The organism is Gluconobacter sp. DsW_058, assembly GCF_002153615.1.
Classification (GTDB): Bacteria; Pseudomonadota; Alphaproteobacteria; order Acetobacterales; family Acetobacteraceae; genus Gluconobacter; species Gluconobacter cerinus.
On the sequence record NZ_JOPH01000001.1, the window covers coordinates 239,655 to 257,659 of the forward strand.

Consider the following 18,005-nt stretch of genomic DNA (forward strand, 5'->3'; position numbering starts at 1 on the left):
CTCAGGCTCCTGCTTTAGCGCGACGGTCCATGACCGCGACGAAACGCTCGAAAAGATAGAAACTGTCAGACGGGCCAGGGCTGGCCTCGGGATGGTACTGAACGGAGAAGGCGTCCTTCGTGGTGGAGGCGATGCCTTCGTTGGAGCCGTCAAACAGGCTCACATGCGTCACCTTCACATCCGCAGGCAGGGACTTCTCGTCCACTGCAAAGCCATGGTTCTGGCTGGTGATTTCCACGCGGCCGCTCTCGATGTCCTTGACCGGCTGGTTGGCGCCGCGATGGCCACGATCCAGCTTGTAGGTCTTGCCGCCGAGAGCCTGTGCGAGAAGCTGGTGGCCAAGGCAGATGCCAAAGACGGGCACGTTGGCATCCAGAACGCTCTTGATGGCCGGGACGGCATACGTGCCAGTAGCTGCCGGGTCGCCCGGGCCATTGGAGAGGAACACGCCTTCGGGCTTCAGTTCCAGAATTTCCTCGGCCGTTGCCGTCGCAGGCAGAACCGTGACGTCACAACCGGCGGTCACGAGGCAGCGCAGGATGTTGTCTTTGGCGCCGTAGTCCATGGCAACCACGCGGCGGCGGTTCTCGGTACGGGCCGGGCGGGTGCTCTCCCACACGCCATCGGTCCAGACGCGCTTTGGCTGCGTGACCTCTTTGGCAAGATCCATGCCTTCGAGCCCAGGCCACTGACGTGCGCGGTTCAATAGGCTGTCCGTGTCGATCCGACCATTCGCCGGGAAGGCAAGGATGGCGGTCTGTGGGCCATTGTCACGCAGGGAACGGGTAACTGCACGGGTGTCGACGCCGCTGATGCCAGCGCGGCCGTGCTGCTTCAGCCATCCGTCGAGGGACTCTGTGGAGCGCCAGCTTGCCGGAGCGGTGATGTCTTCCTTCACGACGGCGCCAAGAGCAGCCATTTTCGGCGCTTCATTGTCGTCCGTGTTCGTGCCGACATTGCCAATATGCGGGAAGGTGAAGGTGACGATCTGCCCGGCGAAAGACGGGTCTGTCAGGGTCTCCTGATACCCGGTCATGCCGGTGGAGAAGCAGAGTTCACCGACGGCGCCATCGGTATGGGCGCCGAAGCCTCGGCCCCACAGGACCGTGCCATCTGCAAGGACAAGGGCGGCATTGGCGCCGGCAGGGCAGGAATTGGACACGTCCGTCTCTCTTTCTTGCGGGGTTTCAGCGGAAGTTAGGTCCTGGAGTTCGATTCCGGGAACGCGCAGTAGGGCGGGCCAGTGCTTGGTCGGCACGGTTCGCGACTGACGCCACTTTCGTACGGCTTCAAGGCCGACACCAGCCAGCGCGGCGATTTCTTCCGCGCCACCAGCTTTTTCAATGATTCTGTCGATGTCCATGGTCGCCCATTCCTGGCTCCGCGTTCACTTTCCCGTCTGATAGGCGATCGAACAGGGAATGGGAAGTTTTTTCCCAATGAGTTTTTGTGTCTGTAGAATGGTATGGGAAAAAACTTCCCTACACCTTGTGACGATGCTGGAAAGAGCTGTGCTTTCCATTGTTGGGGGGAGGCTTTTATGCGATTTTGCCGCCATTGACTGAACAGGGGCTTTTCAGGCCCCGCGCAAACAGGAGAAGACGCATGTCGCTTCGCACGCAGATCATGGATGACCTCAAAACAGCAATGAAGGCTGGTCAGTCTGAGAAGGTGGCGCAGATCCGTGGCATCACGGCGAAGCTGAAGGATCTTGAAGTTGCTGCTCGCGCCAAGACCGGGGAAGTGACGGAAGCAGAGATTATTTCCGCTCTGCGCTCCATGATCAAGTCCCGTACTGAATCCGCAACGATGTATCGTGAGGGTGGCCGTCCGGAACTGGCGGAAAAGGAAGAAGGTGAGATCGCAACGATCAAGGCCTACCTGCCGCCAGAACTCGATGAGGCAACTCTGAAGTCTGCCATTGATGAAGCCGCCACTGCTGTAGGTGCGGAAAGCATGAAAGACATGGGCAAGGTGATGGCAGCGCTGAAAGAGCGTTTTGGTGCCGATCTGGACCCGGCCAGGGCCAGTGCACTTGTGAAGGCACGTCTGTCTGCCTGAAGCGGGCTAGCCATCGTCGCTTGAAGAAGGCCGTCCCTTGAGGGCGGCCTTTTTTATGTTGGGGTCATGAACCCAAGAAAGCCCGCAAAGTTTGACTTAGGTTATCTGAGGTCCCCAATCTGGCCTTTGCTTACGGAAATGAGGGCTTCATGTCTGCTGGTGGTTCAACAAAAGTCGTTTTCATCGCGCTGGGTGTCAATTTCGGCATTGCCTGCGTGAAAGGCATGGCTGCCCTTCTAACTGGCTCTGCTGCGATGTTGGCTGAGACGGTTCATTCCTTTGTGGACTGCGGAAACCAGATCCTGTTGTTGGTGGGCATGAAGCGGTCCGCGGCACCGGCAACGAAGGAGCATCCGCTGGGCTACCATCGCGAGCTGTATTTCTGGACGATGGTTGTGGCTGGCGCGCTGTTTGTGGGTGGTGGCGTCGCGTCTCTTTATGAAGGTTGGGAGAAGGTCATGCATCCGGCGGAAATGCAGCCGGTGAACCTTCTGGGTCATGTCTTTCCGGGATGGTGGATGAACGTGGCCATTCTCGCAATTTCCGGCAGCATGGAAGGGTATGGGTTCATTGCTGCGGTGAAATCCCTGCCACGTAGCGAGGGGGTTTCATTGTGGAGAATGATACGGCGGAGTGCCGATCCCGGCCTGTTCGTCGTGTTGTTTGAGGATGGGGCCGCGCTGGTCAGTCTGTTGATTGCGCTGGTGTTTACAGTGCTTTCCGTAGTGACAGGTTGGCACGTTCTGGATGGAATTGCATCGCTGCTGATTGGTGTCGTGCTGGTTGTGGTCGCAGCATTGCTGACCAACGAGACGCGCTCTCTTCTTGTGGGTGAGAGCAATCCGGAAATTGATGCCTTTGTGCGCGCTGAAGCGCGGAAATTGCCCGGTGTTGTCGGGATCAATGAGGTTGTGACGGAGACCCGAGGCCCCGAGAGCATTATCGTTCTGCTGTCTCTGGACTGGGATGACGCGATCTCAGCCGGAGACGTGGAGCGGGGAGTTTCGATGCTGGAGAAAACAACCCGCACGCGATACCCCGCTGTATTGCGGATGTATGTTGAGGCACAGGACATGAGGGACGGGATTCCAGCCCCTCTGGTCTGATGGCGGGTACTACTTCGCTGCTAGGAACGGCTCGACGGCTTTAAGAAAAGCCTCGGGTCGCTCAATGCTGGGGGCATGCCCTGATTGCGGAATGACCGTCAGATGTGCTCCGGGAATTTTTGCAGCAAAATCGTGGCCGTCGGCCAGTGGAATGACTTGGTCATTCTGTCCCCAGATCACCAGCGTGGGAATATGAATGGCCTTCATGCTGTCATCGAGAAAGGTGTCCGGCACATTGGCGTTTCTGGCGAAGCTCTCCTGCGTGTATTGCGCACCTTCGGCCAGTCGGGTTTGGAATGTTGCCTGAACCAGTTCATCTGTAATGAGGGCTTTATTGTAAAACAGCCATCTTAGCCCCGTGCGAATGCCAGAAAATGAGACCGGCCCGAACAGGGGAAGACCATGTTCGACGAGAGACTTGTGGCCAGCGGCATCACTCAGGACGAGGCGCAGGGGCATGGCCATGGAGGAATTCTGTGCCGCTTCGATTGTGTAAAGTCCCGCAATCCAGCCGCCAAGGGATTCTCCAGCGAGCATGAAATGCGTGATGTGACGTGCTTTCAGGAAGCCATCCAGCATGTCCACCCATGTCTGAATTCCGTAGGCGATCAGCGGCTTTTCCGAAGCACCAAAACCGAGCTGATCCATGGCAATCACATGATAATGCCGGGACAGTTCAGGGATGACTTTGCCCCAGTCCATTGTGGCGCTGCTTCCGAGGCCATGGACCAGCACAAGGTCCGGACCTGTACCAGCTTCCAAGAAACGGATCTGCTGACCGTAAACGGAGACACTTTGCAGGGGCGGGAGAGTTTGCGCCTCGCCGTGGCTGGGGATGCATGCTGCGCCAAGTGTGGATGCGAGCAAGGCGCTTCGAAGTGTTTTGGACAGTCGTCTCATGGCGGCCGAGCCTTTATGGTCAGATGATATGTTTCTAATTCGGAATAGTATTATCGATCTGGCCTGGCTTTCTTCAACATATCATTCCCGGAATGAACGGTATCTTTTGGTGCGATGCCCTGATCATGAGCAGTCGCCTGATACTTCCGGATATGGAGGGGCGTCCATGGCAGCGGAGGTTCTTTGGTGAGAGAAGGGTCTGACGCGGGAGAGAGCCAGATGGCCGCACGAGGTGGGTCCAGAAGGATATGGAAATGGTTCAAAGCATCAGTGCCTAACTCGTCATAGGCAATGGTGGAAGCGATGACGATCTTCGGGTGAGACAGCAGAAACGGGCCGATTTTTAGTGTGTCGAACGTATGAAGATAGCCACCAACTGTATTGCTTGCATTGATGCGGACGGGATCATCTGTGTTTGGCTCAGGCGCAATGCCTATTGCTCTGGCTGTATCTTGCTGGATCAGGGTTCGGTTGGAGCTTAGGTTGATTTTCATCCGAACTGGATGGCCGTTGAGTTCAACAAGAACCGTGTTCGAGAGTGGATAACCGTCTTGATAGAGGTGCAGTTTGGTTGTCGGCGCGGGGAGCAAATCTCCGATCGATGGACATTTCTCATCGTCGTATCGAAAGAACGTGACGTTGCGAGAGGAGCGGTCAATCAGGGTGGAAATATGGGAGAGAAAGTGCTCTCCCAGTTCCACCTGGAGTGGCGGAATAATAGTGTTGGGCACTGAATAATCCACCACATAAGCAGTATAATTTTTGAGTATGAGGGCACCAATATTTACGGTTGAGAGCGTTTTTACGAATACTGTCGCTTCGCCTGTTTCTGATCCGGCATCTTCAGGAGCTGAGCCCGAAAACGTGACATTGTGATTGGCAAAAATAAAAGTATCGCTTGCCTGTGGGGCAAGGAAAAAGCGGGCAGGTAATCTGTCTATACTGCCCAGCATGGAGGGTGGCGCATTATAGTGCTCTAGTGGAACGGAGACCGCGCCATGAAGGCAATTCTGCCAAGGTGCAGCTTGAGCATGCCCGCAGAATTGAAAGACGATCAGGAGAAGAGCTGTTTTACGCATGAAGTGCCTGTCGCCTTAGTGTGACACAGTATGTCTTTCTTAGGCGATGGGGCTGTTAAGAGCGAGGGCAGAGCAGTGATGTCCGCTTATGGAATGAGAACAGCGGCTCCTTCGAAGCGACCGTGACGCAGGTCATCCAGAGCCTGATTGGCATCTTTGAGGGCATAAGGCGTATTCGTGACCTTGATGCCGATTTCAGGAGCCAGTTTCAGAAAATCCAGACCGTCCTGCCGGGTCAGATTGGCAACGGAGACGATTTCACGTTCTTCCCAGAGTGTATCGTATGAGAAGGACGGGATCGGGCTCATGTGGATGCCGCCACACACGACCTTTCCACCCTTGCGGACGGCTTTCAGTCCGGCTGGAACCAGCGCGCCGACAGGCGCAAACAAGATGACGGCATCAAGAGGTTCGGGGGGAAGTTCGTCTGAACCGCCTGCCCATATGGCGCCAAGGGAACGGGCAAATGCCTGCTTCTCTGTGTCTCCGGGGGATGTGAAGGCATAAACCTCGCGCCCCTGCCAGCGCATTACCTGAATGATGATGTGAGCGGCGGCTCCAAAAGCCATAAAGACCAATCTTTTTGCCGTCTCCAGCCTTGCTGAGACAGCGCCAGCCGATCAGGCCTGCGCAAAGCAGGGGAGCAAGATCCTTGTCTTCCCCTTTGTCACCCATGGGAAAGGCATATCGCGCATCAGCAACCGTCATGGTGGCGTAGCCACCATTGCGGGTGAAGCCTGTGAACAGGGGGTGATCGCAGAGATTTTCCATCCCGTGCGTGCAGTAATAGCAATGCCCACAGGTATGGCCGAGCCACGGGATGCCGACGCGTTCCCCAACATTCAGGCTCGTAACGTTGCTTCCGAGTTTATCAATTCGCCCGACGATTTCATGTCCGGGAATGATGGGAAGAGTGGGGTTGGCGAGTTCGCCGTCCACGACATGCAGATCTGTGCGGCAGACGCCGCAGGCCCCGATGCGGATGCGGATTTCGTCCGGTCCGGGTTCGGGGTCTGGCAGCTCCACCCATTCCGGAGGCTGGTGGTGTTGGCGGAGCTGCATGGCAAACATGGCGTGTGCTTTCTAAAGTCTCAGGTGTCCTGTCTCAGGACCGGAAATCCAGAACCGTACGGCCCTGAAGGCGGCCGTTCTTGAGGTTGTCGAAGATCGTGTTGATGTTCTCGATCTTGTCTGCGGTGACGACGGATTTCACTTTGCCACGGGCGAAGAAATCCATGGCTTCGATCATGTCCAGCCGTGTGCCCACGATGGAGCCACGAATGGTCGTGCCGTTCATGACCATATCGAAGATCGACACCGGGAAGTCTCCGGGTGGCAGGCCGTTCAGAACGATTGTGCCGCCACGGCGGGCATAACCCATGGCCTGCGAGAACGCGGTGCGACCCACAGCCGTAACGAGAGCGCCATGAGCGCCGCCAACTTCCTGCTGGATGAAGGCTGCCGGGTCCTTGTCCTTGGCATTGACGGTCAGAGCCGCGCCAAGCTTTGTAGCGGTGGCGAGCTTGTCGTCGTCAATATCGACGGCCACGACATTCATGCCCATGGCGACCGCGTATTGAACGGCCATCTGACCCAGTCCCCCAACGCCCGAAATGGCCATCCACTGACCGGGGCGGGCCTCGGTCATTTTCAGGCCCTTATAGACGGTCAGACCAGCACAGAGCACTGGTGCTGCCTGTAGGGCATCAATGTTGCTGGGCAGATGTGCGACATAGTTCGGATCTGCGACGACATATTCGGCGAAGCAGCCATTGACCGTGTAGCCGGTGTCGTCCTGATCCTTACACAGCGTCTCCCACCCGCCGAGGCAGTGTTCGCAGTGTCCGCAGGCCGAGTAGAGCCACGGCACACCGACCACGTCGCCGATCTTGGCGTGGCTGACCTGACTGCCAACGGCCACGATATGGCCGATGCCTTCATGGCCCGGAATGAACGGTGGGTTCGGCTTTGCGGGCCAGTCACCCTCCGCGGCATGCAGGTCGGTGTGGCAGACGCCGCAGGTATCGACTTTCACAAGGATCTGGTTGGGCCGGATCTCGGGGATGGGAAGTCTCTCTACGGAGAGAGGCTTCCCGAACTCCCGGACGACGGCGGCCAGCATTGTATCAGCCATGAGAGTGTCTCCTTGAGAAGGGTTTTACGATGCGCCGAGAGCCTTGACGGCTTCGACCATCTTGCTGAGGACGGCCTGCGCATCGCCGAAGACCATGGCGCAGTTGTCCTGGAAGAAGAGCGGGTTCTGAACCGCGGAGTAACCCATGCCCATGCCACGCTTGATGACGAAGACCTGACGGGCCTGATCGGCATTCAGGATCGGCATGCCGTAGATCGGGGAGGATTTGTCCGTCCGGGCGGATGGGTTCACCACGTCGTTGGCGCCGATGATGAGGGCGACATCTGTGTCAGCGAAGCTGTCGTTAATGTCTTCCATGTCATAGATCATGTCATACGGGACGCCGGCTTCGGCGAGCAGCACGTTCATGTGGCCCGGCATACGACCGGCGACTGGATGGATGGCGAACTTGACGTCCACCCCTGCGGCCTGAAGCTGTTTGACGAAGTCGTACAGCTTGCCCTGAGCCTGAGCGACGGCCAGACCGTAACCCGGCACGATGATGACAGACGACGCATAACGCATTGTCGTGGCAGCATCGCTTGGAGCGACGGACTTGGCTTCCTTTTCGGGGCCTGTTGCTGTGGAGGCAGAAGCTTCACCGAAGTTGCTGAACAGCACGTTGGCAATCGAACGGTTCATGCCCTTGGCCATCATGACCGTCAGCAGTGTACCGGCGGAACCCACAACCATACCGGCGATCATCAGAGCCGGATCGGCCATGACATAGCCTTCGAGACCGACAGCCAGACCTGTGAAGGCGTTGTAAAGCGAGATCACGACCGGCATGTCAGCGCCGCCGATGGGGATCGTCATGCAGATGCCAGCCAGCAGGGCACCGATGAAGAACAGCAGCGTGGCGATACCGCCGCCATCCTGATGGTACAGGAAGGCTGCCATGATGCCGAGCAGGACGGTGAGCATAAAAACGGCAGCATTGACGATACGCTGCCCACCGAAACGGATCGGCTTGTTCATGCGGCCATCGAGCTTGGCCCAGGCAATGATGGAACCCGACAGGGACATGCTGCCGATCAGGCCACCGGCGACGGTGACGAGCAGCGGAACGATGCCTGTCTCTTTCGGGCCGGTCAGGGCAATGACGGACACAGCTGCGGCAGCACCGCCACCCATGCCGTTGAAGAGGGCAACCATCTGCGGCATGGCCGTCATGGCAACGCTGCGGCCTTTCCACCCAGCCCAGCCGCCGCCGATGACAAGGGCGAGAATGGCCAGAATGACGTTGACGACCAGATGTGGTTTTGCGGCTTCAGAAACACTGAAGATGCCGAGGAAGCTGGCTGCCGTGACGAACAGCATACCCCAGCCAGCCGTCACAATGCCGGAAACGGCCGTGACGGGAGAGGACATGCGCTTGAGGCCGTAGACCAGTAGGCCGGAGGCGATAAGGGCGCTGATAGCGACGATATATTCGAGGAGGATCATTTCTGCGCTCCCTTCTGCGGAGCCGCTTTGTCACTGGGCTTGAACATGGCCAGCATACGGTCTGTCACGACGTAACCGCCGACAACGTTACCAGCGCCCATCATGACGCCGAGGAAACCGACAACCTGTTCGAGCACGGAAGAGGCGTTGAAAAGGGCTGTCAGCGCCCCCACGACCACGATGCCGTGCACGAAGTTCGAGCCAGACATCAGCGGTGTGTGCAGAATGGATGGCACGCGACTGATGACCTCGTAGCCCGTGAAGGCCGCGAGCATGAAGATGTAGAGCGCGATGATGAAGGTCATTGCGGTGATCATCGTGCGGCCTCCTGTCCTGAAGCCTGTGCCGGTGCGGCGGGGGCGGCAGCCGGGGCAGGGGGTTGTGGTGCGGGTGGCGCCGGGGAATTCGGATCGACGGCCGTGCGGATGCCTTCGTTCGTGATGTAGCCATCATGAGTCAGGGCTGTGCCGGAAATGACTTCATCCGTGAAATCCAGCTGGATCTGACCATCCTTGGTCAGGATCTGTTGGAGCAGATGCATGATATTTTTGGAATAAAGTTCGCTGGCCTGAAGGGCGAGCATGGACGGAACATTGATCGGACCAACGATTGTGGTCGGGCCAACCTGCACCGTCTGGCCGGCCTGTGTGCCTTCACAGTTGCCACCACCTTCTGCACCGAGGTCGATGATGACGGAGCCGGGCTTCATGGCCTTGATCTGCTCGGCATCAATCAGGCGCGGAGCCTTTTTGCCGGGGACTGCTGCTGTCGTGACGATCAGGTCAGCCCGTGCGATGTGGTCGCTGATGACCTTGCGGACCGTCTGTTTTTCTTCGTCTGTCAGTTCGCGGGCATAACCGCCCTTGCCGGTGCCATCCACGCCGGTATCGACGAATTTGGCACCCAGAGACTGTGCCTCTTCGCGTGTTTCGGGGCGGACGTCATAGCCTTCCGTGACGGCACCAAGACGCTTGGCCGTTGCGAGAGCCTGAAGGCCAGCGACGCCAAGCCCCATGACCAGAACCTGTGCGGCCCGCAGGGAGCCGACGGCCGTGGTCATCATGGGAAGGATCTTGGTCATATGCACGGACCCGAGCAGAACGGCGTAATAGCCGGCAAGGGTGGCCTGACTGGACAGGGCGTCCATGGCCTGTGCGCGGGAAATGCGGGGCACCAGCTCCATGGCGAAGCAGGTTACTTTCTGGTCCCGCAGGGCTTTGACCAGATCAGGGTGGTTTCGGCCGTAAATGAAGGACACCAGAATGGCGCCGGGCTTCATGGCCTGAACGGTTTCAATGGTGGGAGGCTGAACGGCGAGGACAATATCCGCATCGCCGAGAAGAGCCTTCCGGTCTGTTGAAAGGGTTACGTCTTTATAGGTTTCATCCGGATAGGAAGAGGCGACACCGGCCCCGTTTTCCATCGCGAAAGAGACGCCGAGGCTGCTAAGGCGCTCGACAACCTGCGGGATCAGGGCGACGCGACGTTCACCGCCTTCGTCCTGTTCTTTTAGTACCGTGATTTTTACGGTCATAGGTTGAGATCCTGCGTCTTTAATCTTTTGTGAAGGAGCGACTCATCCACCCCACTAAAGGGATGCAGGGGCCTGCACCTCGTTCGACTGCCATATTGACGCTATATTTGCGCCTCTTCCATTGATGGGTGTCAAAAGAAAAAAATTTCTTTTAGTTGTCATATTGTAATCGTTTCCAGATCAGGAAAACGGCTACGATTGTTTCGGAAACGGCCAGTAACCTTTCTGTTTTTCTTTGAGTGCCCGCTGTTCGAGCCAGAGTAGATTTTCCTGTCTCAGGCTTGTAAGAGCCATCTCTTCCGACGGAACTGATTGAAAGGCTCCTGCTGCCCGATGGCATTCGACGCCGCCTTTCTGGACGAACTCCGCAATCGAACGCCGCTGGCCTCCCTGATCGGGCGTCGTAACAAGCTGGTTCGCTCCGGTCGTAACTGGAAGACATGCTGTCCTTTCCACGGGGAAAAGACGCCGTCTTTCTACGTTTATGATGATCATTTTCATTGCTTTGGCTGTGGCGCGCATGGTGATGCGATCTCCTTTGTCATGCAGAGCGACGGCAGGAGTTTCCCTGAGGCTGTTGAGCAACTAGCCGCTGAAGCAGGCCTTGAAGTTCCGAAGCAGGACCCACGGAGTGAGGCGCGTGCGCGGGAGGTCAAATCTCTTGGCGATGTCTTGTCTCTCGTTCAGGCCAGTTACCGGCGTCGGCTCTTCCTTCCGGAAGGACGGGAAGGGCTTGCTTATCTGCGTGGGCGCGGACTGAGTGACGCGACTATCGAGCGGTTTGGTTTGGGGTGGTCTGGCGATGGGCGGCATCTGGTTGAAGAACTGCGCGCCCATGATGTGACGCCTGAAATGCTGGTTCAGGCGGGCATTTTGCGTGTGGATGATCGGGGGCAGCCCAAAGGGGAACTGTTTTTCAATCGCGTGACGTTTCCGATCCGGGATCGCCGCGGCAAGCTGATTTCTTTTGGCGCGCGCACCCTGGGGGACGGGCAGCCAAAATATCTCAATGGTCCGGAAACGGCGCTCTTCTCCAAGCGGCGCACACTCTACAACCTCGATCTGGCGCGTGAGGCTGTCCACAAGGGCGCGGAGCTTGTTGTGGTTGAAGGGTATATGGATGTCATTGCTCTGGACCAGGCAGGCTTTGGTGGTGCTGTGGCGCCGTTGGGGACTGCGCTGGGCGAAGAGCAGCTTGATCTGTTGTGGCGTATGACGCCCTCTCCGATCCTGTGTCTGGATGGTGATGCGGCAGGAGCCCGCGCGGCGCTGCGGGTCTGTGAAGTCGCGCTTCCCCTGCTATCTCCCGAACGAACGCTCAGGTTCTGTCGCTTGGACCCTAAAGATGACCCGGACAGTCTGATCCGTACACGCGGCGTTGCGGCCATGAAGGAAGCCCTGTCTGGGGCGACGTCTCTGGCGACTGAATTGTTCGGGTTGATGACAGGGGGAATGGTTGATCCCGGTCCCGATCAGCGGGCGGCGTTGCGTGAGAAGCTTGTTGCTCTGTCAAAGCTGATCCCGGATCGGGCACTTGCGTCTGAGTATCGCAGTACGTTTCTGGATATGTTTTTCGCGCGGTTCAGGCGCGGTGGTGGAAGCAAAAAGCCGTTCCAGAAGAAAGGAGCGCCGCTTCCTCTTTCAACGCAGGCCCCTGGTGAGATGCGGCATATCGAGCAGGGGAGTGTGGAGCGTCTCAACATTCTGACTGCGATGCTGCTGTGCTATCCGGATATTCTTCCGGAGGTGGAGCAGGCCTATAGCAGTCTGGCTCTCCCGGTGGATCTGGATCGGATTCGCTCCGCCCTTTTGGACTGGAGTTGCCAGGACGAGGATCTGACGGAAGAGAACTGCCATCGCTGGATCGAGGCTCATGGGCTGACGGATATCGTGGCGGCTGTGACAGAAAGTCCGATGCCTCGGGAAGTGGGGCTCGGAAAAGATAGAGATGAAGTTCTCAAGATCGATGTTGTGGAGAGCTGGTGGCACTTTTACGGGCTTGTAAATTTTCGCAATTTCGAGCGCGAAGTGGCCAATGACATTCAGGCAACCATCATGCAGGTCTATTCTGGTAGAGGGGGCGGAGACTCATCTTTTCCGGAAAGCCTGCTGGCGCGGATGAGGGTTCTGGAAGCGCTGCGGCGAGGTGAGGATGTTGAAGAAGAAGGGTGAAAAAGGCCGGGGCTAACGTTTTTTATTGCCCTGAAGTTGCTTTCTTTTTCGTCTAAACCTTGACTTACGGCTCAGGATCGACCACCTGCACGCTGCCGAATTGCTTGCTTTCGGTGGAGTTGAGGGAGAGACGCATGGCGACGAAAACAGCCTCTGGTACGGATCGGAACGCGCAGGAACAGGAGGGGGATGCCACTCTTCTTGATACGCAATCCGCTGCCGTGAAGCGGCTGATCGCCAAAGGGCGTGAGCGTGGCCATATTACCTTTGACGAGCTGAACGCCGTTCTGCCGCAGGACCAGATGTCCTCCGAGCAGATCGAAGACGTCATGGCAGCTCTGTCAGAGATGGGCATTCAGGTTCTGGAAAACGAAGAACAGGACGAAGCTGAGCCGGCTCAGGAAGAAGCCAAGGAAGAAGCTGAGGAATCAGACGAGCCTCAGGGCGGCAATATTGATGCCGAGGCTGCCAGCCGCACGGATGATCCGGTTCGGATGTATCTGCGTGAGATGGGGTCTGTAGAGCTCCTGTCCCGCGAAGGCGAAATCGCGATCGCCAAGCGCATTGAAGCAGGTCGTGACGAGATGATTGGCGGGCTTTGCGAAAGTCCGCTGACGATCCGCGCGATCATTTCCTGGCATGAACGCCTCAAGGACGGCGAAATGCTGCTCCGCGACATCGTCGATCTGGAAGCCAGTCAGGCTGTCGGTCCGGGTCCTGAAGGCGAAGAGGGCGAGGAAGGCGAGGAAGCTGCGGCTGACGAAGATGCCACGGACGACGATGCCGAAGAAGGCGACGGTGATCAGCAGGAAGGCAGTGGCCTGTCCCTGTCTGCTCTGGAAGAGAAGCTGAAGCCAGAAATCCTGGCCCGCTTCGAAGCCATCGAGCCGCTGTATCACAAGCTGCGTCAGCTTCAGGTCAAGCGTCTGGAGGCCCTGACGGCCGGTGAGGAAAGCTCGGACAAGTCTGAGAACATCTACGAAGAGCTGCGCCATGAACTGGTCAGTCTGGTGGAGCAGGTTCACCTGCATAACAACCGGATTGAAGAGCTTGTTGCCCAGATCAAGATGCATGTTCAGCGTCTGAACAATCTCGAAGGCCGCTTGCTGCGTCTGGCTGAGGGCTGCAAGATTTCGCGTGACGACTTCCTGCTGAAGTATCGTAACCGCGAGATGGACCCAACCTGGGTTGATTTTATTTGCACTCTGCCCGGTAAGGGTTGGAAGACGCTGACAACCAAGCACCTGGACCAGATCCGGTCCATGCGTGCTGATCTTGCGGCGCTTTCTCACGAGACTGGCCTGCCGGTTGGGGAGTTCCGTCGTGTGTATGCGACCATTTCCCGTGGTGAGCGTGACTCCACGCGTGCCAAGAAGGAAATGATCGAGGCTAACCTTCGTCTCGTGATCTCGATTGCCAAGAAGTACACGAACCGTGGTCTGCAGTTCCTGGATCTGATTCAGGAAGGCAACATCGGTCTGATGAAGGCTGTGGACAAGTTCGAGTACCGTCGCGGTTACAAGTTCTCGACCTATGCCACCTGGTGGATCCGTCAGGCGATCACGCGTTCTATCGCCGATCAGGCCAAGACGATCCGTATTCCGGTGCACATGATCGAAACGATCAACAAGCTGGTGCGCACGTCCCGTCAGATGCTGCATGAGATCGGGCGCGAGCCTGCTCCGGAAGAGCTGGCTGAGAAGCTCGGCATGCCGCTGGAGAAGGTCCGGAAGGTCCTGAAGATCGCCAAGGAGCCGATCTCCCTTGAAACGCCGATTGGCGACGAGGAAGACAGTCATCTTGGTGACTTCATCGAGGATAAGACGGCTGTTATTCCGTTGGATGCCGCGATCCAGACCAACCTGCGTGAAGCAACCACGCGCGTTCTGGCGTCCCTGACGCCGCGTGAAGAGCGCGTGCTGCGGATGCGCTTCGGTATTGGCATGAACACGGACCACACCCTTGAGGAAGTGGGCCAGCAGTTCAACGTGACGCGTGAGCGTATTCGTCAGATCGAGGCAAAGGCTCTTCGCAAGCTCAAGCACCCGAGCCGCAGCCGCAAGCTGCGTTCCTTCCTCGACGATAACTGATCGTCTGGGTCATGCTGCCGGCCTGGCTTCATCCGCAGGGATCATCCACCCGTTTTGAGGTGGGTGTGACTTTTCTGGAGACGAGGGCAAGCCGCCCAGCTCCGGTTTTGCCAGAGGGGGTCTCTCTTGAGAGAGTTCTCCCTCCGGCATTGCCGCTATACCGCAAGCTTTATCGGGAAGTCGGTGAGGCATATTGCTGGTGGATGCGTCGTCCGATGCCGGACGAAAAACTTGCTGAAATTGTTCATGATCCTGACGTTTACTTCATGGTGCTCTGGCAGGCAGATGGTACGCCTCTCGGGTTTTACGAACTGGATCTGAGAGAGGGTGGAGACGCCAATCTGGCGTACTTCGGACTTCTGCCAGCAGCGATTGGTCGTGGCTTAGGTCGGGCATTGCTGGATTCCGCAATTTCTCAGGCGTTTGCGGCAGGGTGCTGGCGATTGCGGGTCAATACCTGCACACTGGATCATCCCAGAGCTCTGACCAATTATCAGAAATGTGGGTTTGTAATTCAGTATGTTGTTCAGGAAATCTGGAATGTTCCTGACGAATATGTTCCGGCAGAGCTGCGTCGACTCTGAGTTTATCCTTGATTTCCGTTAGGCTGCATGATTAATGCAGCCTTTCCCTGCCGGGCGATGTGGCGTCGCGCCGGCTATACCCGCGCTTTCCCCAAAGATTGCACTGTCTCCGGCACGGGCTGGACCAGTTGGGTTGACCTTATCCGAAGGGAGTTTTCATGCCACTGTACGAAAGCGTGCTCATCGCACGTAACGATGTGTCTCAGGCACAGGTCGAGAGCCTGGTTGAGACCATTGAAGCCCTGCTGACCGAGAATGGTGGTTCCATCCAGAAGCGCGAATTCTGGGGTCTCCGTTCGCTCGCATACCGCATCAAGAAGAACCGTAAGGGCCATTACGTCCTGCTCGGTATCGACTGCACGCCGGATACGCTTCGTGAAGTTGAGCGTCAGCTCGGCCTGAACGAAGACGTGCTTCGCGTTCTGACGCTTCGCGTTGACGAAATCGACGAAACTCCGTCCCCGGTTCTTGCTCGCAAGAATGATGACCGCGGCGACCGTGGTAGCTTCCGTGGCGGCTCCAAGCCGGCTGGTCGCTTCGAGAGCGGCCGTGGCGGCCCGCGTCGTGGCAGCGAAGACCGTGAAGAATACCGTGCACGCGGCGAGCAGGACGATGCTCGTGAGGCGGCTGGAGCGGAGTAAGAAACATGTCCGATACAACCACCACCGACGTGAACGACGTCAACCCAGCAGCCCGTCGCACGGCTGTCGGCGCACGCCGTCCTTTTTATCGTCGTCGTAAGTCCTGCCCGTTCTCCGGCCCGAATGCGCCGAAGATCGACTACAAGGACGTGCGTCTTCTGAGCCGCTTCCTCTCTGAGCGTGGCAAGATCGTGCCGAGCCGTATCACGGCTGTTTCGGCCAAGAAGCAGCGTGAGCTGGCGCAGGCTATCAAGCGTGCCCGCTTCCTTGCCCTGCTCCCCTACGTCGTAAGCTGAGGAGAGCACCATGTCCCAGACCGCACTGATCCTGCTCCAGCGGGTCGAGCATCTCGGCCAGATGGGCGATCTTGTTTCCGTGAAGCCGGGTTACGCCCGTAACTTCCTGCTTCCGCAAGGCAAGGCGATGCGTGCTACGGCCGCAAACCGCAAGCGCTTTGACACGGAGCGCGCCCAGCTTGAAGCGCTGAACATCAAGAAGCGCGAAGAAGCTGAGCGTCTTGCCGAACGTATGGACAGCCTGTCTGTCGTCATCATCCGTCAGGCAAGTGACAGCGGCAACCTGTACGGCTCCGTCAGCACGCGTGATATCGCTGTTGCTGCTACGGACGCTGGCCTTACGGTTGCTCGTCAGCAGGTTGTTCTGGCTCACCCGATCAAGTCTCTTGGCCTGACGGAAGCCCGCATCGTCCTGCACCCGGAAGTTTCCATTCCGCTGACAGTCAACGTTGCACGTTCTGCTGAAGAAGCTGAGCGCCAGGCCCGCGGCGAAGCCGTTGGCGTGGAAGAAGAGGATGACAACATCCTCGGCGAACTGCAGGCAGAGAACGCAGCTGAAGAAGCTGCTGCCGAAGCTGCAGTCACGGAAGAAGCCGAAGGCTGATTTCGCTGGCATAGCCAACAGAAAACCCGGCCGGGTATTCCCGCGCCGGGTTTTTTGATGTCTGCTCTCCCGGTCAGGCAACTGAAGACTGTGTCATGTCTTGTCATGACGCGTGAACAGGAGGGAGACAGGCGTGAAACCCATTCTCGATTTCGTTCTGAAGAAATTTATTCAGGTCGGAACGCTGCGAGTCACGTTCAGTGACGGCACGATGCAGACCTATCGTGGGTTCTTACCCGGCGTTGAAGCGGGCTTACATCTCAAAACAAAACAGGCTGAGCGTTCTCTGGTTATTAATTCCGGGTTGGCGTTTGGCGAAGAATACATGGCTGGCGAACTTGCGCCGGAAGGATGCACTCTTGAGACACTGATGATCGTTCTGATGGCGAACATCACGCAAGGTGGCCATGTTTTTGAAGAGATCGAGGATCGACTCCGTTACCTTCTGCGACCTTTCAAGGGCCTTAATTCCCTGAAACGGTCATGCCGGAATGTTGCGCATCATTATGATCTAAATGGTCGCCTTTATGACTTGTTTCTGGACAAGGACCGCCAGTACTCCTGCGCTTATTTCCAGCGTGAAGATATGACGCTTGAGGAGGCTCAGATCGCGAAGAAGCGACACATTGCCTCCAAATTGAATCTCAATCGTCCGGGACTGGAAGTTCTGGATATTGGCTGTGGTTGGGGCGGTCTGGCGCTGACGCTGGCAAAAGAATATGGCGCAACGGTTGTCGGTATTACGCTTTCCAAGGAGCAGTTGGAGGAAGCGCGGGCTCGGGTGCGCGCCGAGGGGCTGGAAGGGCAGGTCCGTTTCGAGCTCATGGACTATCGGAACGTTCATCACGAGTTTGATCGTGTCGTGTCAGTCGGAATGTTCGAGCACGTTGGGCAGCCGCAATTTGAGCGCTATTTTCGCGGAATCAAGGAATGTCTAAAGCCGGATGGGGTGGCTTTGATCCACTCGATTGGCCGAACGGATGGGCCTGGAACGACTAACGCCTGGCTCCAGAAATACATCTTTCCCGGCGGATATTCCCCATCTCTAAGCGAGACGCTGGCTGCTGTTGAGCGCACTGGCCTTTGGATGACGGACTGCGAAGTTCTGCGTCTGCACTATGCCAAGACAATTGCAGAATGGCGCAAGCGTTTTGAGGCCAACAGACAGAAAATCATTGATCTGTATGACGAACGGTTTGTGCGGATGTTCGAGTTATATCTCGTGGGGAGCGAGCTGGCGTTCCGCGTGCAAGGGCACATGAATTTCCAGCTTCAGCTGACACGGTCCGTGGATGCTGTGCCTTTGACCCGTGACTACATGTTTGAAAGTGAGCGTGCGAAAAGCGTAGTCTGAGTTT

General features: G+C 57.4%; 16 protein-coding genes and 1 pseudogene. 9 read left to right on the forward strand and 8 right to left on the reverse strand.

All coding sequences use genetic code 11. From position 1 onward, the window contains the following. Position 1: 1 nt before the first annotated feature. Positions 2 to 1,363, reverse strand: a complete 1,362-nt coding sequence (gene carA / locus HK24_RS01210; RefSeq protein WP_086632978.1) for a glutamine-hydrolyzing carbamoyl-phosphate synthase small subunit — start codon at positions 1,361 to 1,363, stop codon at positions 2 to 4. Positions 1,364 to 1,605: 242 nt separating this feature from the next. On the opposite strand from carA, the gene HK24_RS01215 reads away from it, so the two are divergent. Both HK24_RS01215 and HK24_RS01220 read left to right on the forward strand, forming a co-directional pair. Next, positions 1,606 to 2,061, forward strand: coding sequence for a GatB/YqeY domain-containing protein (locus tag HK24_RS01215; RefSeq protein ID WP_086632979.1), 456 nt, complete (start codon positions 1,606 to 1,608; stop codon positions 2,059 to 2,061). 149 nt (positions 2,062 to 2,210) lie between these two features. Continuing rightward, the gene (locus HK24_RS01220) at positions 2,211 to 3,167 is read left to right on the forward strand and encodes a cation diffusion facilitator family transporter (RefSeq protein ID WP_086632980.1); all 957 of its coding nucleotides are present in this window, start codon (positions 2,211 to 2,213) and stop codon (positions 3,165 to 3,167) included. A 9-nt stretch (positions 3,168 to 3,176) separates the two neighbouring features. Here HK24_RS01220 and HK24_RS01225 read toward each other — a convergent pair whose 3' ends face one another. From HK24_RS01225 to HK24_RS01255, 7 genes and pseudogenes are all read right to left on the reverse strand, one after another. Beyond that, on the reverse strand, positions 3,177 to 4,067 hold the full coding sequence (locus HK24_RS01225) for an alpha/beta fold hydrolase (protein ID WP_086632981.1): 891 nt from the start codon (positions 4,065 to 4,067) through the stop codon (positions 3,177 to 3,179). A 50-nt stretch (positions 4,068 to 4,117) separates the two neighbouring features. Continuing rightward, positions 4,118 to 5,146, reverse strand: coding sequence for a retropepsin-like aspartic protease (locus HK24_RS01230; RefSeq protein WP_086632982.1), 1,029 nt, complete (start codon positions 5,144 to 5,146; stop codon positions 4,118 to 4,120). 86 nt (positions 5,147 to 5,232) lie between these two features. Further along, positions 5,233 to 6,217, reverse strand: a pseudogene (locus tag HK24_RS01235) (zinc-dependent alcohol dehydrogenase family protein). A gap of 34 nt (positions 6,218 to 6,251) precedes the next feature. Next, positions 6,252 to 7,280: an alcohol dehydrogenase AdhP gene (gene adhP / locus HK24_RS01240; protein ID WP_046901231.1), complete on the reverse strand. Its 1,029-nt coding sequence runs from the start codon at positions 7,278 to 7,280 to the stop codon at positions 6,252 to 6,254. A gap of 24 nt (positions 7,281 to 7,304) precedes the next feature. Further along, the gene (locus tag HK24_RS01245) at positions 7,305 to 8,726 is read right to left on the reverse strand and encodes an NAD(P)(+) transhydrogenase (Re/Si-specific) subunit beta (protein WP_046901232.1); all 1,422 of its coding nucleotides are present in this window, start codon (positions 8,724 to 8,726) and stop codon (positions 7,305 to 7,307) included. Continuing rightward, positions 8,723 to 9,043, reverse strand: coding sequence for an NAD(P) transhydrogenase subunit alpha (locus tag HK24_RS01250; RefSeq protein WP_007282792.1), 321 nt, complete (start codon positions 9,041 to 9,043; stop codon positions 8,723 to 8,725). Before HK24_RS01250 ends, HK24_RS01245 begins: the two co-directional genes overlap by 4 nt. Then, a complete protein-coding gene (locus HK24_RS01255) occupies positions 9,040 to 10,260 on the reverse strand; it encodes an NAD(P) transhydrogenase subunit alpha (protein ID WP_086632983.1) in 1,221 nt (406 codons plus the stop codon). Before HK24_RS01255 ends, HK24_RS01250 begins: the two co-directional genes overlap by 4 nt. Positions 10,261 to 10,593: 333 nt before the next feature. Between HK24_RS01255 and dnaG the strand changes: the two genes are divergently transcribed. The 7 genes from dnaG (at position 10,594) to HK24_RS01290 (ending at position 18,001) form a co-directional block, all read left to right on the forward strand. Beyond that, positions 10,594 to 12,432: a DNA primase gene (gene dnaG / locus HK24_RS01260; RefSeq protein WP_086632984.1), complete on the forward strand. Its 1,839-nt coding sequence runs from the start codon at positions 10,594 to 10,596 to the stop codon at positions 12,430 to 12,432. 134 nt (positions 12,433 to 12,566) lie between these two features. After that, positions 12,567 to 14,522 carry an RNA polymerase sigma factor RpoD gene (gene rpoD / locus HK24_RS01265; RefSeq protein WP_064275007.1) on the forward strand — a complete coding sequence of 652 codons (1,956 nt, stop codon included), beginning with the start codon at positions 12,567 to 12,569 and terminating at the stop codon, positions 14,520 to 14,522. Between the two features lie 11 nt (positions 14,523 to 14,533). Next, positions 14,534 to 15,106: a GNAT family N-acetyltransferase gene (locus tag HK24_RS01270; protein ID WP_086632985.1), complete on the forward strand. Its 573-nt coding sequence runs from the start codon at positions 14,534 to 14,536 to the stop codon at positions 15,104 to 15,106. Between the two features lie 158 nt (positions 15,107 to 15,264). Continuing rightward, the gene (gene rpsF, locus HK24_RS01275; protein ID WP_046901239.1) at positions 15,265 to 15,747 is read left to right on the forward strand and encodes a 30S ribosomal protein S6; all 483 of its coding nucleotides are present in this window, start codon (positions 15,265 to 15,267) and stop codon (positions 15,745 to 15,747) included. Between the two features lie 5 nt (positions 15,748 to 15,752). Then, on the forward strand, positions 15,753 to 16,043 hold the full coding sequence (gene rpsR / locus HK24_RS01280) for a 30S ribosomal protein S18 (RefSeq protein ID WP_046901240.1): 291 nt from the start codon (positions 15,753 to 15,755) through the stop codon (positions 16,041 to 16,043). Between the two features lie 10 nt (positions 16,044 to 16,053). Beyond that, positions 16,054 to 16,647: a 50S ribosomal protein L9 gene (gene rplI / locus HK24_RS01285; protein WP_064275005.1), complete on the forward strand. Its 594-nt coding sequence runs from the start codon at positions 16,054 to 16,056 to the stop codon at positions 16,645 to 16,647. Positions 16,648 to 16,780: 133 nt separating this feature from the next. Next, a complete protein-coding gene (locus HK24_RS01290; protein WP_086632986.1) occupies positions 16,781 to 18,001 on the forward strand; it encodes a cyclopropane-fatty-acyl-phospholipid synthase family protein in 1,221 nt (406 codons plus the stop codon). Positions 18,002 to 18,005: the final 4 nt, after the last annotated feature.

What these genes read in the sequence shown, in the direction of transcription:
- carA (WP_086632978.1), bottom strand. Translation starts at nt 1,363, where the DNA reads ATGGACATCGACAGAATCATTGAAAAAGCTGGTGGCGCGGAAGAAATC.
- HK24_RS01215 (WP_086632979.1), top strand. Translation starts at nt 1,606, where the DNA reads ATGTCGCTTCGCACGCAGATCATGGATGACCTCAAAACAGCAATGAAG.
- HK24_RS01220 (WP_086632980.1), top strand. Translation starts at nt 2,211, where the DNA reads ATGTCTGCTGGTGGTTCAACAAAAGTCGTTTTCATCGCGCTGGGTGTC.
- HK24_RS01225 (WP_086632981.1), bottom strand. Translation starts at nt 4,067, where the DNA reads ATGAGACGACTGTCCAAAACACTTCGAAGCGCCTTGCTCGCATCCACA.
- HK24_RS01230 (WP_086632982.1), bottom strand. Translation starts at nt 5,146, where the DNA reads ATGCGTAAAACAGCTCTTCTCCTGATCGTCTTTCAATTCTGCGGGCAT.
- adhP (WP_046901231.1), bottom strand. Translation starts at nt 7,280, where the DNA reads ATGGCTGATACAATGCTGGCCGCCGTCGTCCGGGAGTTCGGGAAGCCT.
- HK24_RS01245 (WP_046901232.1), bottom strand. Translation starts at nt 8,726, where the DNA reads ATGATCCTCCTCGAATATATCGTCGCTATCAGCGCCCTTATCGCCTCC.
- HK24_RS01250 (WP_007282792.1), bottom strand. Translation starts at nt 9,043, where the DNA reads ATGATCACCGCAATGACCTTCATCATCGCGCTCTACATCTTCATGCTC.
- HK24_RS01255 (WP_086632983.1), bottom strand. Translation starts at nt 10,260, where the DNA reads ATGACCGTAAAAATCACGGTACTAAAAGAACAGGACGAAGGCGGTGAA.
- dnaG (WP_086632984.1), top strand. Translation starts at nt 10,594, where the DNA reads ATGGCATTCGACGCCGCCTTTCTGGACGAACTCCGCAATCGAACGCCG.
- rpoD (WP_064275007.1), top strand. Translation starts at nt 12,567, where the DNA reads ATGGCGACGAAAACAGCCTCTGGTACGGATCGGAACGCGCAGGAACAG.
- HK24_RS01270 (WP_086632985.1), top strand. Translation starts at nt 14,534, where the DNA reads ATGCTGCCGGCCTGGCTTCATCCGCAGGGATCATCCACCCGTTTTGAG.
- rpsF (WP_046901239.1), top strand. Translation starts at nt 15,265, where the DNA reads ATGCCACTGTACGAAAGCGTGCTCATCGCACGTAACGATGTGTCTCAG.
- rpsR (WP_046901240.1), top strand. Translation starts at nt 15,753, where the DNA reads ATGTCCGATACAACCACCACCGACGTGAACGACGTCAACCCAGCAGCC.
- rplI (WP_064275005.1), top strand. Translation starts at nt 16,054, where the DNA reads ATGTCCCAGACCGCACTGATCCTGCTCCAGCGGGTCGAGCATCTCGGC.